The sequence below is a fragment of the Rheinheimera sp. genome, from assembly GCF_036782235.1.
Classification (GTDB): domain Bacteria; phylum Pseudomonadota; class Gammaproteobacteria; order Enterobacterales; family Alteromonadaceae; genus Pararheinheimera.
Genome location: NZ_DAIPZL010000014.1, coordinates 22,266 through 42,131, shown reverse-complemented (window position 1 = coordinate 42,131; position 19,866 = coordinate 22,266). Strand labels below are relative to the sequence as shown.

The window sequence follows — 19,866 nt, the reverse complement described above, 5'->3', positions numbered from 1 at the left end:
GCTGGATTAGTGCCTGGCTGCAGCAATACTCAATAATCCTGGAGGATTTTATGTCACTAACTACTGCTGAAAAAGCAAAAATTCTGGCCGATTTCGGCGTTGTTGCTAACGACACTGGCTCACCAGAAGTACAGGTAGCTCTGTTAACTGCTTCTATCAACAAACTGCAACCACACTTCGCTGACCACAAGCACGACTTCCACTCACGTCGTGGTCTGCTGCGTATGGTTTCTCAGCGTCGTAAGCTGCTGGACTATTTAAAGCGTAAAGACCAGGCTCGTTACGCTACTCTGATCGAGCGTTTAGGTCTGCGTCGTTAATCGACCGCTAAATCCGGTAAGAACAAAAAAGGAGCTTCGGCTCCTTTTTTGTTGGCCAAAATTGCCGGAAACATCGTTGGCGACTGAGGATTCTTGGCTGAAATTCCGTTGAGCAATCCCATTGTGCGCGCAATGGCAAAAGGCGATAGCAAAGTGCTGATTTTTCTTAAGGGCCATGCTTTGGTGGCTATCTTTTGTCAGTGCTTACAAGCTATACTGTCTCGCGAAAAATCGACCCCAAATATAGCGCGTTTAAGGCTCAGCAGAGCCCCGGTCCACGCGCACATCAGAAAGGAAATTACCACGTGAATCCCATTGTAAAATCATTCCAGTTTGGTCAACACACTGTTACTTTAGAAACCGGCGTTATTGCCCGTCAGGCAGACGGTGCCGTGTTGGCCAGCATGGGCGACACTTCAGTTTTAGTGACAGTTGTTGGTAAAAGAGCGCCAAAACCAGGTCAGGACTTTTTCCCGTTAACAGTGAACTATCAGGAAAAAATGTATGCTGCCGGCCGTATCCCTGGTGGTTTTTTTAAACGTGAAGGCCGTCCGACCGAAGGCGAAACATTAATCTCCCGTCTGATCGACCGTCCAATCCGCCCATTATTCCCGGAAGGTTTCACCAACGAAGTTCAGGTAATTGCCACTGTAGTGTCAGTACAACCTGAAATTCAGCCGGATATCGTTGCAATTCTGGGTACTTCTGCCGCATTAGCCATTTCCGGTATTCCGTTTAGCGGTCCGTTAGGCGCAGCCCGTGTGGGTTATATCGACGGTCAATATGTATTAAACCCGTCAGAAACTGAATTAAAAACCAGTAAGTTAGATTTAGTGGTTGCCGGTACTGCCAATGCGGTACTGATGGTGGAATCAGAAGCTGGTGTATTGTCAGAAGAAGTGATGTTAGGTGCTGTGGTTTATGGCCATGACCAGATGCAAACGGCGATTAAAGCCATTGCTGAATTTGCCGCTGAAGGTGGCAAACCGGCCTGGGAATGGGTTGCTCCTGCCAAAAACGAGCCACTGATCGCTAAAATTGAAACTTTATCTACCGCAGCTTTAGGCGAAGCTTACCGTATCACTGAAAAAGCTAAACGTTATGAGCGTATCGGTGCTATCAAAGCTGAAGTATTTGCCCAAATTAAAGCTGAACTGGCCGAAGGCGAAAGCTTTAACGAAACTGAAGCCGGCGAAATTTTCCATAACCTGGAATCAAAAATCGTTCGTAGCCGTATCATCAAAGGTGAACCGCGTATTGATGGTCGTGACAACGAAATGATCCGCGCTCTGTCAGTGATGACTGGCCTACTGCCACGTACCCACGGTTCTGCTTTATTCACCCGTGGTGAAACTCAGGCGCTGGTGACTTGTACTTTAGGTACAGCCCGTGATGCACAAACTGTGGATGACCTGCTGTCAGACAAAACGGATCATTTCCTTTTCCACTACAACTTCCCACCGTTCTCAGTGGGTGAGACAGGTATGGTAGGTTCACCAAAACGTCGCGAAATTGGTCATGGCCGTTTAGCAAAACGTGGTGTTGCTGCAGTAATGCCTGACTTTGAAACTTTCCCGTACACAGTGCGGATGGTATCTGAAATCACTGAATCAAACGGTTCAAGCTCAATGGCTTCAGTTTGTGGTTCTTCATTAGCCCTGATGGACGCTGGTGTACCTATCAAAGCTTCTGTTGCTGGTATCGCTATGGGTCTGGTGAAAGAAGGCGACGACTTTGTGGTGCTGTCAGACATCCTGGGTGACGAAGATCACTTAGGTGATATGGACTTTAAAGTGGCGGGTACCACAGCCGGTATCACTGCACTGCAGATGGATATCAAGATTGAAGGTATCACCAAAGAAATCATGCAGATCGCGCTGAAACAAGCCAAAGCTGCCCGTATTCACATTCTGAATGTGATGGATCAGGCCATCAGCACGCATCGTTCAGAGCTGTCTGAGCACGCGCCACGCATTTACACCTTAAAAATCAACCCGGAGAAAATCCGTGACGTGATTGGTAAAGGTGGTGCTGTGATTCGTCAAATCACTGAAGAATCAGGCACAACCATTGAGATCGAAGATGACGGTACTGTAAAAATTGCCGCGACCAACGCTCAGGCTGCCGGCATTGCTATCGCGAAGATTGAAGCCATTACCGCTGAAATCGAAGTGGGTGCAGTGTATTCAGGTGAAGTCGTGCGTATTGTTGATTTTGGTGCCTTTGTAAACGTGTTACCAGGTAAAGATGGCCTGGTGCATATTTCACAAATCTCTGACGAGCGCGTCAGCAATGTTGCTGATCACTTAGCTGTTGGCCAGAAAGTACAGGTAAAAGTACTGGAAGTCGACAAGCAAGGCCGTGTCCGTCTGAGCATCAAAGAAGCGGGTGAAAAATCATCTGCTGAAGCTGCTCATGCTGAAGCAACAAACTAAGGTTAACACCTTCAGGCAAAGCAGGCTGGCGCTCGCCGGTCTGCTGTCACTGCTGCTTGGCAGTGGCATTGCCGGTTGTGCCGCCACTGCGCCAGCACCTGCTGGTGTGTTGGTGGAACAACCCTTAACCCCCGAGCCTTTGGCTGTGCCTTACCGCACTGAAATTGCCATAGCCCGTCTGAATGAAATCCTGCAATCTGCCGAACTGACCGAGCCACAACGTGCCCGTTTACACTATGACCGCGGTGTGATGTATGACAGCGTAGGTTTGGCGGCTTTAGCCCGTTTTGATTTTATGCGTGCGCTCAGGCTCAAACCTGATATGGCAGATGCCTATAATTTTATTGGGATTCACCATACCTTAAACGGCGATTACGACTCTGCTTATGAAGCTTTTGACTCAGCACTGGAGCTGGATCCGGATTATCAGTACGTTTATCTGAACCGGGCCATTGCGCTGCAGTATGACGACAAGCTGGAACTGGCGCTGCGGGACTTTAAACAGTTCCAGAGCATTCAGCCTGAAGATCCATACCGCGCTTTGTGGTTATATCTGGCGCAGGTGCAGCAGTCAGAGCCAACAGCGCAGGCTGAACTCAGGGCCCAATTTGCAAAGTTGGATCAAAAACAGTGGGCCAGTCAGATAGCCGCTTTTTATCTGGGGGATATCAGCGAACAACAATTGCTGAATATTGCCAGCAGTAATGCGCTGGAGCCCAAGCAACTAGCTGAGCAACTCTGTGAGGTATATTTTTATCTGGCAAAGTGGCACACCCTTCAGAAAAACCCAACACAAGCCATTGAATACTACAAAAAAACTTTGGCAACCAATGTGTATGAGTTTGTTGAGCACCGTTACGCCCGACTGGAAATGGCCAGATTACGCCATCAGGTTGTAGCCGAAGGTGCAGCTGTCGAAGATGAAGAGCATGTGCATTAACAGCATCCTCAATATGAAAAGAAGCCGGCTTGCTGGCTTTTTTTTATGCTTGCTGTTAACTGCCTGCAGCCCGGCGGAGTCTGAGTACAGGGCACGACAGCATGCAGCAATAAGGGTGCTGCAGCAGGCCGAAAAGGCCGAACAACAAGGTTTAAGCAGTCTGGCCTTGCCGTTATATCAGCAGGCGGTTGTTCTGGGTTATACGCCAGCGGTAGCGGCGGTATTCAGGTTACAACAAGGCACAACTGCAGAGCTTGGTCAGTGGCTCTCCGAACTGCAAGCGGAGCCTGCAGCGCTTGCACCTTTTTGGGCCGAACTGGGTTATTGGCAACGATTAACACCGCTCCAGCAGCAGGACTTTCAGCAACCTTATGCCGGCTTGCGTTTTACCCCCCGTTCTTGTGGAGTGTCGGTGCAGCCGGTGCTGACCAGTTTAGTCGGTGCCCGGCAATGGCAGTTGTTGCTGACAAACTTAAAGCAGGATATCCAGCTGAGCTCCTTGCCCATATGCTGGTTAACGCCGCTTTTTATCGACAGCAAGTTGCTGGCATGTTCTGAGCAGGCTACACAAAGAATTCAGTGTGATTTAGCGGCGTTGCAACAACAGCTCACTGGTGCAGAATTTCATCAGCTGTTGGTACTGGCAGGGCGGGGCGGCGCCAGTTATAACAATGGGTTGCTGCAGCTGCCGGAACAAAGTGGCTTGGCCTTATTGCGCCATGAACTCAGCCATGCTTTTGGTTTTCTTGATGAATATACTTTGTTGCCAAAAGTTGCTCAAGATGAATGCAGACCCGGACGGCTGACACCGAATCTGCTGTTTGATAAAGCGGATCTGGCGGCTTATCAGCAGCACTGGCAGCTTCATGCCGATGAGCTGGAATTAACGCCGGTGGCCAGTTGCCATCATGCCGGGCTGCAGGCGTACCGGCCGGTGGTGGCCGATACCCATATGCAACACCATGAACTGGCGATGCCGGCACTTTATCTGAAGTTAATGCACAAGCAGTTGGCAAGGCCTGAGCTGTTGATGCCGGCTGCTTATTATTTTGCTTATCTTGCCAGACAACAGCAGGACTGGCCGGCCTGGCAGCGCTGGATGCAACAGGCTGCAAAGTTTGGTTACAGGCCAGCGCAGCAGGCATTAGTGACACAAAATGCCAGTCAACAGCAGGCAGCCGCGCTTTAGGCTCTACTGTTTCGTCTGCTCTAAAGGTTTTAAGCTGACATGAATCAGAGGCAATTTTCTGTGTTTCCGATGTCAGTGATGAATGACCGGCAACCCTTGATGCTGTTGTAGAAATAAAAAACGGCTTTTATAAGCCGTTTTAGGGGAAATAGGAGATGGTATTTAGTTGGAGAGTTCGCTCAGTTCTCGGCTTAATAAGTCGGCGTCACCAATATTCAGTTCCAGCAAACGGCGCAGGTGGCCAGCGCTTTCAATATCAATCCGTTCACAATACAAACCTAAAGTATCTTGATGACTGTGTGCCACTCTGGTTTCCATTTCCAGTACCAGTTCGGAGTCATTGAGCTGAAACTGCAACATCAGTTCAGTGCCGTCTTTCAGATCCCAGTCTTGTGGTTTTTTTACCAAAGCACCGCGTAAGGATAAATCCAGCACCTCTGTGGCAAATTCTCTGCCGGCGCAAATTAACTTTGCGTTGCTGTTAAACAGAATGCGGCTAAAACGTCTGTGATCCATATCGACTCCTGCGTAAGTGATTACAGCATAGCGTTTTTTTACTAAAAAAACAGGCTGCAATTGCAGCCTGATTTGCCGTTTTTAGCTGATGTCTGTGAATTACAAAACTAATTTGTACTATAAATAGCTATTTTGCCGTTGTCCTACATTGCTATTCACGACTGGATACTTCGTTTTTCAGATTTTACATCGTTGTGTTGTATTGAAATTGGCTTCGCCTGGACTGTCTGTTTTAGGCTATAGCAGCAGGTGTAAAACGAGGGTATCTTCGTGGCAGATACCCGAATAAGAAGGTTTATTCTCAGCGGTTACTTTGCAAGTTCTCAAATTTGCGTAAAAGCGCTACCGCTGCTGCGTATTCGTTGTTATCGTACTTTGTATAAGCGAGTCGCTGAATCGATTCTATTATGACTAGGTATGGTTGGCCCCATGCTGCTGCAATATAACGTGCTACATTAGTCCAACTTTTTGTCGCATTGACAAAATTCCTGATTTCTTCTGTCATAACCAACTTTCTCCCACATTGAAGTCAACGTCGTCCTTCACCCTGTTAGCCCAACGCTCGACTGCCCGTTTGGCGTGATCGTTATCGTTGATGTTAAAGCAGATTCTATTCCTTCTGCGCAAATTGGTATTTAAATCTAGAATTAGACTATCGACACACATAATTTGGCCATCCTCTGAATACACGTGACCTAAATAGTTTAGATTGCTCAGAACTCCGAGAGCTGATGGAAAGCCTCGTTCGTCGTAACGACTTACTGTGATTAAGTCATAGTTATTGTTCGTATCTTTAATTTGGTTTCCTACTTTTGACAGGAACAATTGGTATTTCGTTTCCGGCATGTTTCGGATTCCAGATTCCCAGTGCTGCCAAGCCTTTTCAGTGACTCCAACGAGCTGTCCTGTTTCGGCAGCAGACAGACCTAACATCCTTCGAATTTGTCTAATTTGTAAGCGCCTCTGATCGTTCATAGCTCACCTTCAATGGAGTATTAATAATGGCAATGTAGTTTATTCCTACATTTGTAGTTTAGTTTCTTTTTTTTATTCATGTCAAGAGGTAAAAAAATTCTCTTAGTTATTTGGTGTACGCATACCTTTGGTGACCAAGTGTAAGACATCAGTACTGATAACACTTACGATGTGTCTGGAACCAATTGACATCTCAAACTAAGAAACGCTATACCGAAGAACAAATCGGCAAAGTGTAGTGGTCAACTAATTTTGGCCACATCGTTGTAGCTAAGCCAGTATCTGCGCTCGGATTCATTCGGAGCCAAACCACCGTTATAGTGATGTGGCCTGAGCTGGCTGTAATAGCCCAGCATGTAATTCAGTATCTCTCGTTCCGCCTGAGCAAATGAGCTGTAACCGACAGTCGGAACCCATTCTGTCTTTAAACTTCTGAAGAAGCGCTCCATCGGGCTATTGTCCCAACAATTACCGCGACGGCTCATACTTTGCCGAATTTGGCAGCGCCACAGCAATTGCCGGAACTTAGTGCTGGTGTAATGACTACCTTGGTCTGAATGGAACATGACTCCTTCAGGCCGACCTCTGGATTCAAACGCATGGCTGAGTGCCTTGCCGGTCAATTCACTGTCAGGCGAGAATGACATCGCCCAACCAATTGGTTTTCTTGCAAATAAATCCATCACTACCGCTAAGTATGCCCAGCGGTTGCCTGTCCAGATATAAGTCACATCGCCGCACCACACCTGATTTGGCTTGGTTACGGCAAACTGGCGAGCCAGCAAATTTGGGATATCAATCCGTTCATTGCCGGTCTTTTTATATGAATGCGACGGCAGCTGACAGCTGATAAACCCAAGCTTTTCCATGCACTTAGCCGCCAGGTAACGGCTCATTTTAACGCCCTGTGCGCTTGCCATCGTTGCAATGCTGCGAGAGCCTGCCGAGTCATTGCTGGCATCAAACAACTCACGGACTTTGCTTAGCCGGATAACCTGTTCTGGCCGAACCGGTTTGAGCTTTTTCCAATACTTAAAGCTGCTGCGATGGACTTCAAACACCCGGCACAACTGCGCCACGGCATAACTCTGCTTGAGCTGAGCAATTATCGTGAATTGTTCAGCGAGTCCGACATCAAGAGAGCGGTAGCCTTTTTTAGGATTTCTTTTTCCAGCTCTATCTGCTTGATCCGCTTCTCTAATTCGCGGATTTTAAGCTGATCTGGCGTCATCGGTGTGGCTTTGGGCGTGACGCCTGCGCGCTCTTCACGCAACTGCCGAACCCATTTATCCATGGTAGATTTACCCACATTCATCGCTGCCGCTGCGTTAGCAACCGAGTAACCTTGGTCAAGCACCAGTTGGGCGCATTCCAGACGAAATTCAGGGCTGAATGTGGGTCTTGTCTTTTTGTTCATCATGTCACCTAATTGCTTACGAGGTGTAGCATAACACCTCTAATCAGGTGGCCAAATTCAGTGTGCCACTACAGCACTTTCTTCAGCAGGCGAAGAAAGCTGGCCTGCAGATGAATTAAGCCAACCGGGTTGAAGGAACTCGGATCTGAGGCCAGCAAATTCAAGAAAATGCCGGAGTTCGAAGCAATTAAAGTTGTTTTGTCCAAAATTGCTGATGCCAGAAAGAAACTGTCTGTTTGAAGCCTTTCGTCTCAGTAAACTGTGGCTTGCAAGTTTCCGGCGGTATAAGGCAAGATTTTTCCTCGAATTGGAAATTTGCGTAATTGACCGCCTTTCTTGTTGAATGAAAGGGGGTTAACTGGGGAGTGTTTGGAAGTCTATGCAGATTAACGTTGCAAAATGCTACGGGCCCAAGCTATTTAGGTTTTCGGCTGAAGGCCCATATTTTCTGAGTGAAATCAAAAACAAAGAGTTATATTTTTCCCAGCCAAGTGATTTCAACGATCCTTTCGATTGTCAGCTAGAGTACAGGCGGGCGTTACGTAGCGCATTGTCTCACTATCTGGCTGCTGTACCCGTAGATATTGATTCCTTTGCCAATAATGTCGATTCTCATATCGCTAATGCCCGAGTCTGTTGTTTCAGTAGAGCACGGAAAAACCAGCTAATGTGGGCGCATTATGCAGCGAAACATACTGGTATTTGCATCGGCTTTGATACGGTGAGAATTGCACGAGAGACTGAATGCCAAATTGAAAATGTTTGGTATATGTCCAAACATCCTTTGGGTAGTAAGAATTCGATCCGTGGCATAACGAGTGATCTGGAGTTACGTGAAGCGCTTGATTTGCCGAATGACCATCGGGCGATTTTTAAAGCCGTTGCAGATAGATTATTGTGCTCAAAATATTCATTCTGGCGGTATGAGCGCGAAGTTCGATTAATTAGCCTTGGGGAGCAACGTAAGGCAATATCCCCAAAAGCGATAACATCAGTCACACTGGGTTTAAAAGCAACATCGCCGGTCAGGCGTGATTTGTACGATGCTCTAAATAGCAGTGATTGGTGTCACGTTAAGCTTTTTCAGGCAGAAAAAAAGCCTGAAGAGTATGCTTTGCAGTTCCGTGAAATTACCCGTGAATCCCTCTTGAATGCCCATCCGCACCATCCCTAAAAACTATCGCAACGTAACCGGAATAGCCGCCAACGCTAAAGCGGAGGGTAAGGCTATGTATGAATCGACCTTGGAGCGAGACTGGCTGATGGTTCTGGAGTTTTCGGCTGATGTGGCCAGCCTGGAAGTGCAGCCGGTGCGAGTTACCTGGTATGACGATAAAGGCAAGGAACGTTCCTATACGCCGGATTTACTGGTGCATTACCATAAGCCGGAGCTTAAACCTCTGTTGTGTGAGGTTAAATATCAGGACGAGCTGCGTAAGCATTGGGCGGAGTTGAGATCGAAATTTCGGGCCGCATACCGTTATGCCAAGTCCCGTGGCTGGCGTTTTAAAGTGCTAAACGAAAAACATATCCGGACATCACTTTTGCAAAATGCTCGGTTCTTATTACCATTTACCCGCCAAATTTCCGCTGAATCGCCGCAAATTCCTGAATTACTATCAGCGATACAACACTTGGAGCGCTGTTCTGTGCAGCAACTACTGCAGCTGGTTAATGCTGATCCGATGATTCAGGCTGAATATCTTCCCGTGCTATGGTATTTGGTGGGAACAAAGCAAATTAGGGCGGACTTGATGCAGAAGCTGACGATGGCCAGTGAACTATGGGAAGTAGTCGATGGTTAAAATTGCGCTGGTCGAGTTAAAGCCAGGCAAGCTGGTGTCGTATCAAGGACGAGTGCATCGCATCCGACGTGTCGATTCGCTGGATAAAATCGAACTGCTTGATGACAGTAACCAAGCGGTGACTGTAGCAACAGTGGAAGATCTGCAGCCTGCGGTGCAGACGCCGGATAATACCCAGACTGACCTACATGCCATTAGTGATGATGCTTGGGCTGTTGCTAAGCAGCGATTAAGCGTGATCAAACCTCTGTTAGATAAGCCAAATCGTACCCGAGCTGACGTCACAGCTCAGGCAGAACTCAATGAGTTACATACCAATACTGTCTATGGTTGGTTGCGTCTTTATGAGCAAAGCGGTTTATTGTCCGAGTTGCTGCCACGAACACGCAGTGACAAAGGGGCTGTTAGATTGCTGCCGGCAGTTGAGCAAATTATTCGCGACGTCATCGAAACCGAGTATCTGACGAAGCAAAAAAGGACCCAACAGAAAGTCTGCGACGAAGTGAGAAAACGCTGTATTCGGCAGAACTTGCCTGCGCCACACAACAATAGTGTGCGCAACCGAATCAGCCAGCTACAACGAGAGCTGGTTGCTGCCAGCCGATTAGGTCGTAAAACCGCGGATCTGAGTTTCAAACCGCATGAGGGCAGTTTTCCAGGTGCAGATTATCCATTGGCCGTTGTGCAAATCGACCACACCAAACTCGATATTATTTTGGTTGATGATCACTACCGGCAGCCGATTGGCAGGCCTTGGATCACGCTGGCGTTTGATGTGCATAGCCGTATGGTGGTTGGCTTCTATGTGTCGTTTGACCCACCGAGTGCATTATCGACTGGTTTATGCCTGACACATTCCATACTGACCAAAGATCAATGGCTGAATAAATACCGTACTCAACAAAAGTGGCCGGTGTGGGGATTGCCCGCCAAAGTGCATCTGGATAACGCTAAGGAGTTCAGAGGTAACATGCTGCAACGCAGTTGCGAGCAATATGGTATCGATTTGGAGTGGCGGCCAGTGGCACGACCAAACTTTGGTGGCCATATCGAGCGGGCACTGGGCTCCTTTGCCAAAGAAATTCACACTTTACCTGGTAGCACTTTTTCGAACCCGCGTGAGAAAGGTGAATACGATTCAGAGGGCAAGGCGGCGCTGACGCTTTCTGAATTTGAAGAATGGCTGACTATTTATACGGTGGACGTCTACCACCAAAAATTTCATACCGGCATCGGGATGGCCCCAGTGCAAGCCTGGAACCTTGGTATCTTGGGTTCTAAAGATAAACCAGGTATTGGCTTACCCGCGAAAATTGCCGACGAGTTCAAACTACGCTTGGATCTTATGCCGTTTGAGCTTCGCGCAGTGCTCGACTACGGCGTACAGATTGACAAAATCCACTATTACTCCGACGTATTGCGCACTTGGATTAATGCCCCTGATTTGGATGAACCGAAGAAAAAACGCAAGTTCAGGTTTCGGCGTGATCCGCGAGATTTAAGCCGGATTTGGTTTTTCGATCCAGAATTGGAAACCTATTTTGCTATCCCTTATCGTAACTTATCGCATCCGCCAATTAGTATCTGGGAGCTGCGTGAAGCCCGCAAAAGGGCAGAAGACCTTGGTGTAAAAGACATCGATGAAAATGCAATTTTTGATGCCTGCGACCAGATGCGCAGTATCGAAACGGCTGCAGTACAAGCGAGTAAAGCTGCGCGGCGTATGCAGCAACGGCGCAAAACCCACCAGCTTTCGCATCAGATCATCGAACAGAGCCGCTCCGAGCCGGAGTTAGTACCAGCACCAACTGTTACAGCAAATGCTGAAGAGGTTTATCTGCCGTTTGACGAGCTGGAGGGATGATGAGTAACTCCAGTCATTTGAGTGTAAGTGCGCAAGAGGCATTGCAGCTGACCGATGCAGAGCGGATTTACCGAATAAAGTCAGACCGTTGGATTGGTTACCCCTTTGCTAAAGATGTAATGAAGCTGCTGGATGACTTGCTGCAGCACCCCAGAGTCAACCGGATGCCTAACATTGTGCTGGTGGGAGACACCAACAATGGCAAAAGCACTTTGGTGAAACGGTTTTGCCAACAGAATCCGGCGTCAGACAATCCGAACGGCGATGCGGTAGTTGCTCCTGTTATGTACATTCAGGCCCCGCCGGTACCAGATGAAGGGCGCTTTTATAACGCTATTCTGGATAGCTTATTTGCCCCTTACAAACCAAGCGAGCGGGTTGATAAAAAGCAGTTCCAAGTGTTAAAGCTTTTACGTTACGCCCAGTTAAAAATCCTGGTCGTTGATGAAATCCATCAAATACTGGCTGGCAGCACCCACCGGCAACGTGCTTTTCTAAACGTATTAAAATATCTCAGTAACGAGCTACAGATATCTATTGTGGCTGTAGGTACCAAAGATGCTTTACGTGCACTGCAAACAGAACCCCAGCTGGCTAACAGGTTTCGTCCCATTCAGATCCCTCGTTGGCGCTTGGATGCCGATTTCAAACGGTTACTGGCCAGTTTTGAGGCTGTATTGCCGCTTAGGGAGCCTTCCGGATTAACGCAGGAAACTATAGCATCACGCCTATATGCCATGAGCGAAGGTTATATCGGTGAGCTGTCAGGGGTACTCACCTTGGCTGCTGAGCGCGCCATTTTAACCGGTACTGAGCAGATCACGCTCAGTAGCCTCGATCAGATTAACTGGACACCGCCATCGGACCGCAGGCGGCAGTTTATGACTGGTTAAGTCATGCTATCGGGGAATTTGTGGCCAGCTCATCCCCGACCTTTGCCTGGTGAGGCATTATCTTCCTGGTTTATTCGTTGTGCGCATGCCAACGGTATGAAAGCCCAAACGTTTGCCGTGCGAAACTTTGGCCATCAAAGGCAGTTGTGGAATCGTGATATTGATCGGTTTGCTCCAGACTGGTTACTGCAAACAATGAGTGAACGCACTGGTACGCCGCTCGCACAGGTTAAAAAGATGACGGCGCTGCTGTTTGAGGGGCGTCTGTTTCAATCCAAGAACCCCAGCGGTCAGCTACGCTGGTGGTTACCATTAAACATGTATCACAGAACTTACCGTAACTTTGGTATTCAGTATTGCCCGCAGTGCCTGGCAGAGGATGCTATCCCATACTTTCGCTTAGGGTGGCGATTAGCGTTTTATACGTTTTGCCCGAAACATCAAATTATGCTACATGATCGTTGCCACAAGTGCCAAAAGCCGGTCGCGTTCCACCGAGTTGAGCTGGGTAAAGCTGACCTGCTCGATGCTGGCGATATGAACCATTGCTGGAGCTGCAATTCACTGCTTAGCGATGCACCAAAAGTGCCGGTCGATAAATGGCACAAACGGCCATTCACCCAATGGGAAGCTCTGCTGAAAATCGTAGACCGTCAGTTTAGAGATAGCGGCCCGTTTAACAAAGCAAGGCTCATTCTATGGCATCAGATGTGCCGGTTAATAGTCAGTGTAAACCTTGCGCCTGATTTGCAGAGCCATATCTGCAGTGTAGTGAAACAACCGGTGCTAGAACTTACTAAGAGTCGGAAAGCTTTTGAACAACGGGATATTTCTGAGCGTCATTATGTGCTTGGACTCTCAGCTTGGATCAGTGATGTTAATGCAGAGCGCAAGCTTCGCACCGTAATAATGAAACGAAAGTTACCTTTCAATCAGATTTATAGAGATTTGACGATTTATGAAATTAAAGCTCTAGCTAATATACTTTCAATCCCTGTAAATATAAAACGACAAAATGTTTCTCATTATTGAGGGCATGAGTACCAGTTAATAGAATATAGGGTGTTTTCCGAGTTCATGGTTTTTCTCAGATTCTGTTTACATAAAGAAAAATCCGCAATGACCATGTATTTCTCAATTAAATCGAGCATTTTGTGAAAGGTATCACATTCTTTTTTTGAAGACTTGTCTACAAAATGGTCTGCTACTATCATAACTAATGCTGACAAAATATCCATTTGTGAAGTGGGAACTCGAAACAACCTATTCTCTCCGAGTTGTGGAGTCAAAGATGTTACTCTTTCTATCACCTTCTCATTTAGTACAGTGTTGTCATGTTGCATGTGAAATATAGGATGTGCAGGTTGTACATCAACATCAAAATCAAAATGAAATCCACTAGAAACTTTTAAGTTCTTATAATCAACAGAACTTACTGGATAGCAATACAGCACTTCAGTGCAGTAACGATCTATTTTAATTTTTCTTTCATCTTTACCTGATATTCTAATATATCCATCAAGGTAAGCACAAATTCTTTTGCTGCCGGCATTTCCCTTTTGAGATATTGAAGTCAAAGAAAATGGTTCCGATGGGCGAATTAATTTGTTTGAATCATCACTAAGCTGTTCATCAATAATCCATTTTGTAGGCATTCTAACGACAGCTTTACTATCTAATTTTGCAATTGTAGAACTAAGCGAATTCTTAAAGTGATTAAAATTTGCTTCGAAAACTCTGACCGACGACATTTAAGTATCCTACTTAATTAGAAGCCTAGGAATGGAGCGACTTCATCGTACAAATCAATACTCACTCTGCTCAGATCCGCTCCATTCGGCATCCAACTCAAACCACCGACGGAATGCTCTAAAGAAATTGGAGACTTCCTAAACAGACAGTAGAATCCTGCTGGAGACTCTCTAGACACGCAGCAAATACTCGGCTTAATACCTTCCTTGCCCTGTTGTCGGGCGTATTCAATACCATCCTCACAGTCATTATCTATCAGAATGTCATCTAGTTTATATCTCCACCAATATGAATGATTATTAGTATTTGAGAAAGGACCTGAATACTTAGCCGCTATGAATAAATCTTCAACTTCTTTGAAACAATCATTTTCAATATTCACATATGAAGCTGCAGCTGTTTCATTGAGCATGATTCCAGGATATTTTAGTATTACATTGTATAACCAAAAGCCAATTATATAAGACAATCTGCTTCTAATGATTCTTTCAAACTCAATAGGGTCTTCCTTGTCAGTCAATTCTCTTATCTTGAGGACTTCCGCCATAACTGAATAAGAAGTTGCATATTGGTGAAACATTGGCTCTAATCCAGGATAACCAAGAATAGTAGCTAAAATAGCTGCAGGGCCTTTGTCCAACAAATCTTTATGCATTTCTTGTATGAGTTCTTTCAGCTGATTAAAGCCTTCAAAGATATTTCTAATAGTAGAGAGACATACTGGTGATTCGCCAAACTCACTATGTTCTATATCATTAATATCTATTTTTATAGAGTAGACATGACTCTTTTCGACTAACTCCAACAGTTTTTGTCTAGCTGTCTGATAACCTGTAGTTCTAGAGTATCTGCAATGCGGTATTCCAGCATTTTGACACGCTGATGCTACTACTGATTCGGATAACTGCGAATCTAATAGAGATAAATCATGATCTACGATAACTAGTTTTATATGAGGGTTTGATTGGAAATAAAAACATAACCTGTCTTCAGGAGCACCAGAACGTATAGCTTTGTTTTCTTCTCTGTCTCTTTGCGGAAGAAACTCAGATACATTCTCTTTCGTTACTGTAATGATTTGTACTTCATCTCCAGAGAATTCTTTTTGCAGAACAGAGAGTAACATGTCTCTCTTGTCAGGCGTATCATCAATAATTAATATTGTATCTTTCATGTTAAACTCTCTTCTTTACGCATTGGCAACTCTACTTGAAAGCAAGTAGAAAAGCCTAGAGGTGGTTCAATTAGTTCAACTTCGCCTTTTTTGAGCATCACAAGCTTTTTTACTAATGACAAACCGAGCCCCATACCTGACCCTAAAGGATTATTTTGATTCGAAGTTGTAGTAAATAAAGGATCCCAGATGAGAGTTCTCATTCCTGCTGGAACGCCAGGACCATTATCTGATACTGTGATAACGTGTTTGTTTCCTGAATTATATGCGGAAATTTTAATGATTTTCCTATCAGTTTTATGATCAGCTAGGGCTTTTATCGCATTAGAATAGAGGTTATGAATTATTCCCTTATACATAGCTACAGGCATGTTAGGCCCTATAAGTTCTGAATCAATCTCTGATATGTCTACTTCAATATTTCTTTCTTCTCTAAATTTGGAGAATGTGTTTTTTATTGAACGAACTTGAGCTTGAACCTTATAAGCCACATTGTTGTTTGAGTGAGTGCTACTTATAAATGCTTGTGTATAATCAATATAACCATTGAAACTCTCGATTGAACTTGCAATTTTGTCGGCATGCTCTTTTAATTCTGGATGCTGTTTGCTTAGAAACAGTAATCTTTTTTGTGCTAATTCTAGTTCATGGAGAGTGCTTTGATATTCGTGAGTCATAAAACCTGCGACTACACCTAGAAGCCCCATTGTGACTAAATTCTCTCTAGATTCGCGGTCATGATCGTTCAGTCTAACATAATCACTTCGCAGTCTTTGGTATTCGTTTGTCAGTCGAGCTTTATCAAAAGATGAGAGTGATGGCACACTTTCAATAACCTCAATGGTTCGGTCAATGTCGTCCCAAGCTTGTTGATATTGCTTCTTTCTTTTTTCTTTTTCTGCTTCTAATCTAAGCTGTCTATCAAATTTGGCTATTAACTCTACTGAAAATCTTACTGTCTCGTAAAGTTGTTGAAATCCTGCATTCTCTAGGAAACCCTGTCTATCCATGGTTGGAGATAACGCATTATTGTTCATTGATGCTCTAGTATTCGACGCTTCTACGAAGACTCCACCAACGAGCTGATGAGATTCAGGAATTGCTAACATAGGGTTTAGACTTGGGATCAACAGTTCGTCATTTGTTATTGGAAAAAGCTCTTGCATTAGCTTAGTCCGCCATCTTCTGTTACTTTTTGAACTATCTTGATCTATGTTTAACCAATCGTCTCCTCTTTGGCCATAAGGAACAACTCTAAATCCCTTATCAAAAACAGAAACTCCGCTGTTTTCTTTGACCCAAGCCCTAGCTACATTCCCATCTACTGATTTTGCAAAAAAAACTCCCTCCCTGTGAGGAAAGTAATTTATATTTCCATATACATCGCAGCCCATAACATTTTCAAATGGGAACTCTCCAATGAAACAGTTACCTTTTAATTCATGTATGACGCTAACATATAATGTTGCATTTTCCTTTGTGGTAATGTTTCTATTCGTTTTAGTGTAAAATTCTACTTTAGCAACGGCTAGGTCTAAGATTATCGATGCGAGCTCATTGTCATCAACGATGGCGTCATCGTCTTCAAACAGTGTTGATTGAAATCTGAGATTAAATCCCGGCTCGTCATCTTTAGTTTCTTTGCTTGCAGTATTTCTTATATGATCTGGAGCACCTGCTAAAATCGCTTTTACCGGAGAAACCATTCTAAGTGAGCTTGACCGGACCTGTTTTAGGACGGAATTAGATGGTTCATACCGCAAATCGGATATGCATAATGTTGTACCAGTAGGCTCAGATACCTTTGGGTAATATTTGTAACGTATCTCCAAATTTTCAATGTCTGTAGCTTGGTCCAATTTTTTCCAATTAAAAAAAGCTATTAGTTTGGAGTTTGCATTGTTTTCGGAGTTTTTAGCGATTGTAATGAGAGTTAATCTATGACCTAAGAACCTAACTGCAAAACGACCTATACCTTTTGAACCGGTAAGAGTACGGCCATAGATAGCGGAATTCTTTCTATCCCCTTTATTTCCTGTTGCTATCCTCATCCAGCGTGACTTGAATTCTTCTAATGTCATTCCGTGGCCGAGATCTTTAATTAAAATTCTCTTTTTATCCCACTTAACTAAACATTCAGGTGAGTCCGCGTCATAAGCGTTTTTTATCAGTTCTGTAAGCGCTACGTCTGGTCTGCTAACTAGTTGCTCACCCAGCTCACGTAAAATAGCGCTTTCAACGGAGAACCTGAATATTTTTTTCTCAGACATGCTCTAGAATAGTCCCTAAAACAGAGTTCATTTGATTAACTTCGATTTTTTTCAGTGCCCCGGAATGACTCACAATTTTGCTCTCAAAATCGAAATTCCTTATAGCCGCTCGTAGTTTATCTTTTGTAATACGTTTAACTTTATGGATTCCATGAACAGCCCCAACTGCTACAGCTCCGACACTATTAATGAATACTTTAGGGCCAAATTTTGTGAAACCTGAACCATATAATAGATCTGGAACTGCATGCGGTCTGTAGCACCACCACGGTGATTGATTTCGACAGGTATAATTGTTGCGTTCACTTTCTGGAATACTATCTAAATATGCAGATAATTTAGGGCTTGGGCTGGTTGTAGTAGCTATTAACCAACACTTTTCACCCGCGTCAACAAGATATTTGTTGAAATTTTGCTTAGTCAGCTTTGTGATGCTATCTGGGATCGGCCGAATATTGGTAATGCAAGGAACAACATCGGTGCCGATCTCTAAATTAAATTCTTTTCGAGACTGCTCAGTTAGACAAAAAATCTTCTGCCCTCCTGGGCTTAAACCTCTTTGGGCATAGTTATTCTCGGCTCTTCTTTTATATTGAAGAACATTTTGGTTGGAACCTGTAGCTGATTCAACCTTTACCGAATTGAAGTTTGCATCAATACTGTAGAAATCCCATTTACCCGACTTATCAGATTTGTCTATTACCGTAATACTTGCGGTAGTTAAAACTTTTGAATGTGCAAAAACGTCCTGCTTGAATCTGTAAACTTTCACTCGCCAGCTTTGTTGAGATATATACTCCCTAAGAAATGCGCATGATGGTCTTGATACCCATTCGTAGGGAATGACCTGAACAATAAGAGCATCATTCTTCGTTTTAAGAATCGCTTGGCAGAGAAAATAAATAAATGCGTTAGATCGCCTATCAAGACGAATTCCTAAACCGTCACTAAGTTGACTGGCAATTTTAAGTTGCCACTCGTCATTAAGCTCATGGTGCCTAACATAAGGTGGGTTACCAATGCAAAGGTCAAAGCCTCCTCTAATTTCAGAGAAGGCGCATTTGTGAACTATGCTTGCGTTTGGGGGAAGATCTCTTTCGTGAGTTCGACGTTTATCTATTTCATATCCTATGTAATTATTATACTTTCCTCCGAAAGCGAACTTACCGTCACCTGCGCCAAAATCTACTACTTTATGGAAGTCAGTTCTGTGCTGAAGTGCAATTCTCCATGCCTGCTCTACAATGTTCGACGGCGTGTCTACTTGGCATTTTGCGAGGTAATGAGCATTAAAATATTGAGAATCAGAGATAACGTCAAGCATCTGATTTAAGCCGTATGGATATTGAAAAAACTAAATAGAAATCTACCTGCTTTCCTCGCTGTGCACAAGAAAAATTCATAGCTGTGATTCGTCTAAAAAGTGCTTATTGAGGGCTTTCAGAATCTTTCCTGTGATGGATGCCCCAGCAAATAACGATTTTGTATACATAAAACCTTTATTCATATTGCCAATCAATACTTTACCTGTTTTGTTGGAAAGGTCTTCTGACTTAAGGTCCAAGTGAATCCGATTGTCCTTAACGGATTTATCTCTGTCTCTTGCCCATAAAACCTTGAGTAAGTTTTTTTCAGAATCGTCTATAACAAAATACATCCGTTCAGAGGTGAAAATCAGCCAGCATTGTTGGACATCGCTTTTGAAAACCAACAATGCTTCAGCCTGAGTTAAATTTTCATTTTCAGCAGAGAAATGTTCGTAAGTCTTGACTGCTTCAATAACGTCTTCGGTTTGGTAAAAATCTCGCCGACCTAATAACATTCTAACTAAGCTCATATATCCACCTTAAACATCAACTCGCTCTGTAGAGTTAGGATCATCAATTGAGTCTACGAGCCTTGGTAAAACTGTAGTCCAGGATAAAGCTACAAATACGCTAGCTACTCGTGTAATTTCGAAAATGCCCACTGCGCCGCCTATATAGCCTCCCAGCATTGCACCGGAACCCCATATTAGAAACACAAACAGAGTTCTGTAACCTGAATATGATAATTTTAGGATACTGCTTTTGTTGGTAGCTTTCACAAACAGAAAATCTAAGGTTACAACGGCTAAACCAATGCACCCAGAAGCTAAGCTGAAGACCAATAGAGACCATTCACTATTAAGCTCAAAGTCACTAGAAGTATTAAATAAAAAACTAAATAACTCTGTTATCACATGAATTTGCCACGTTCCCTATGTTTTAAATAGTATATACCGGACTTGCCACATTCTCATAGAGGATTGAAACTGAGTGCCAATGTTTATAAATT

At 44.5% G+C, this 19,866-nt stretch carries 17 protein-coding genes; 9 read left to right on the top strand and 8 right to left on the bottom strand.

All coding sequences use genetic code 11. The annotated features are described in order from the left end of the window. The first annotated feature begins 50 nt into the window (after positions 1–50). From rpsO to V7P87_RS13960, 4 genes are all read left to right on the top strand, one after another. Positions 51–320, top strand: coding sequence for a 30S ribosomal protein S15 (gene rpsO / locus V7P87_RS13975; protein WP_260657323.1), 270 nt, complete (start codon positions 51–53; stop codon positions 318–320). A gap of 305 nt (positions 321–625) precedes the next feature. Beyond that, positions 626–2,755: a polyribonucleotide nucleotidyltransferase gene (gene pnp / locus V7P87_RS13970; RefSeq protein ID WP_296299811.1), complete on the top strand. Its 2,130-nt coding sequence runs from the start codon at positions 626–628 to the stop codon at positions 2,753–2,755. Next, the gene (nlpI, locus tag V7P87_RS13965) at positions 2,736–3,695 is read left to right on the top strand and encodes a lipoprotein NlpI (protein ID WP_333797975.1); all 960 of its coding nucleotides are present in this window, start codon (positions 2,736–2,738) and stop codon (positions 3,693–3,695) included. The genes pnp and nlpI overlap by 20 nt, the downstream gene beginning before the upstream one ends. Positions 3,696–3,810: 115 nt before the next feature. Then, complete coding sequence (locus tag V7P87_RS13960; protein WP_333797974.1) at positions 3,811–4,884, top strand: hypothetical protein; 1,074 nt, start codon at positions 3,811–3,813, stop codon at positions 4,882–4,884. A gap of 162 nt (positions 4,885–5,046) precedes the next feature. On the opposite strand, the gene V7P87_RS13955 is transcribed toward V7P87_RS13960, so the two are convergent. The 3 genes from V7P87_RS13955 to V7P87_RS13945 all read right to left on the bottom strand — a co-directional run bounded on the left by V7P87_RS13955 (position 5,047) and on the right by V7P87_RS13945 (position 7,792). After that, the gene (locus V7P87_RS13955; RefSeq protein ID WP_296299814.1) at positions 5,047–5,400 is read right to left on the bottom strand and encodes a PilZ domain-containing protein; all 354 of its coding nucleotides are present in this window, start codon (positions 5,398–5,400) and stop codon (positions 5,047–5,049) included. Between the two features lie 501 nt (positions 5,401–5,901). After that, positions 5,902–6,375, bottom strand: a complete 474-nt coding sequence (locus tag V7P87_RS13950) for a hypothetical protein (protein ID WP_333797973.1) — start codon at positions 6,373–6,375, stop codon at positions 5,902–5,904. Between the two features lie 242 nt (positions 6,376–6,617). Next, positions 6,618–7,792 (bottom strand): IS3 family transposase gene (locus V7P87_RS13945; RefSeq protein ID WP_333797972.1). Its coding sequence is split into 2 segments (ribosomal slippage): positions 6,618–7,525 and positions 7,525–7,792, totalling 1,176 coding nucleotides; the frame shifts between segments, so codons are not numbered across the junction. 379 nt (positions 7,793–8,171) lie between these two features. Here V7P87_RS13945 and V7P87_RS13940 point away from each other — a divergent pair. The 5 genes from V7P87_RS13940 to V7P87_RS13920 are packed head-to-tail and all read left to right on the top strand — an operon-like array spanning position 8,172 to position 13,386. Next, positions 8,172–8,966, top strand: coding sequence for a DUF2971 domain-containing protein (locus tag V7P87_RS13940; RefSeq protein ID WP_333797971.1), 795 nt, complete (start codon positions 8,172–8,174; stop codon positions 8,964–8,966). Positions 8,967–9,021: 55 nt separating this feature from the next. Beyond that, positions 9,022–9,597: a TnsA endonuclease N-terminal domain-containing protein gene (locus V7P87_RS13935; protein WP_333797970.1), complete on the top strand. Its 576-nt coding sequence runs from the start codon at positions 9,022–9,024 to the stop codon at positions 9,595–9,597. Beyond that, positions 9,590–11,461: a Mu transposase C-terminal domain-containing protein gene (locus V7P87_RS13930; RefSeq protein ID WP_333797969.1), complete on the top strand. Its 1,872-nt coding sequence runs from the start codon at positions 9,590–9,592 to the stop codon at positions 11,459–11,461. The genes V7P87_RS13935 and V7P87_RS13930 overlap by 8 nt, the downstream gene beginning before the upstream one ends. Further along, a complete protein-coding gene (locus V7P87_RS13925) occupies positions 11,461–12,354 on the top strand; it encodes a TniB family NTP-binding protein (RefSeq protein WP_333797968.1) in 894 nt (297 codons plus the stop codon). Before V7P87_RS13930 ends, V7P87_RS13925 begins: the two co-directional genes overlap by 1 nt. A gap of 3 nt (positions 12,355–12,357) precedes the next feature. Further along, entirely contained in the window at positions 12,358–13,386 is a 1,029-nt protein-coding gene (locus tag V7P87_RS13920; RefSeq protein WP_333797967.1) for a TniQ family protein, read from the top strand. On the opposite strand, the gene V7P87_RS13915 is transcribed toward V7P87_RS13920, so the two are convergent. The 5 genes from V7P87_RS13915 to V7P87_RS13895 all read right to left on the bottom strand — a co-directional run bounded on the left by V7P87_RS13915 (position 13,380) and on the right by V7P87_RS13895 (position 19,387). After that, entirely contained in the window at positions 13,380–14,105 is a 726-nt protein-coding gene (locus V7P87_RS13915) for a hypothetical protein (RefSeq protein ID WP_333797966.1), read from the bottom strand. The genes V7P87_RS13920 and V7P87_RS13915 overlap by 7 nt on opposite strands. Positions 14,106–14,122: 17 nt before the next feature. Then, the gene (locus V7P87_RS13910) at positions 14,123–15,280 is read right to left on the bottom strand and encodes a hypothetical protein (protein WP_333797965.1); all 1,158 of its coding nucleotides are present in this window, start codon (positions 15,278–15,280) and stop codon (positions 14,123–14,125) included. Then, positions 15,277–17,550: a sensor histidine kinase gene (locus V7P87_RS13905; protein ID WP_333797964.1), complete on the bottom strand. Its 2,274-nt coding sequence runs from the start codon at positions 17,548–17,550 to the stop codon at positions 15,277–15,279. The genes V7P87_RS13910 and V7P87_RS13905 overlap by 4 nt, the downstream gene beginning before the upstream one ends. Next, positions 17,543–18,874 (bottom strand): Eco57I restriction-modification methylase domain-containing protein, encoded by a 1,332-nt coding sequence (locus V7P87_RS13900; protein ID WP_333797963.1) that lies wholly within the window; start codon positions 18,872–18,874, stop codon positions 17,543–17,545. The genes V7P87_RS13905 and V7P87_RS13900 overlap by 8 nt, the downstream gene beginning before the upstream one ends. A gap of 75 nt (positions 18,875–18,949) precedes the next feature. Then, the gene (locus tag V7P87_RS13895; RefSeq protein WP_008608727.1) at positions 18,950–19,387 is read right to left on the bottom strand and encodes a hypothetical protein; all 438 of its coding nucleotides are present in this window, start codon (positions 19,385–19,387) and stop codon (positions 18,950–18,952) included. Between the last annotated feature and the right edge of the window lie 479 nt (positions 19,388–19,866).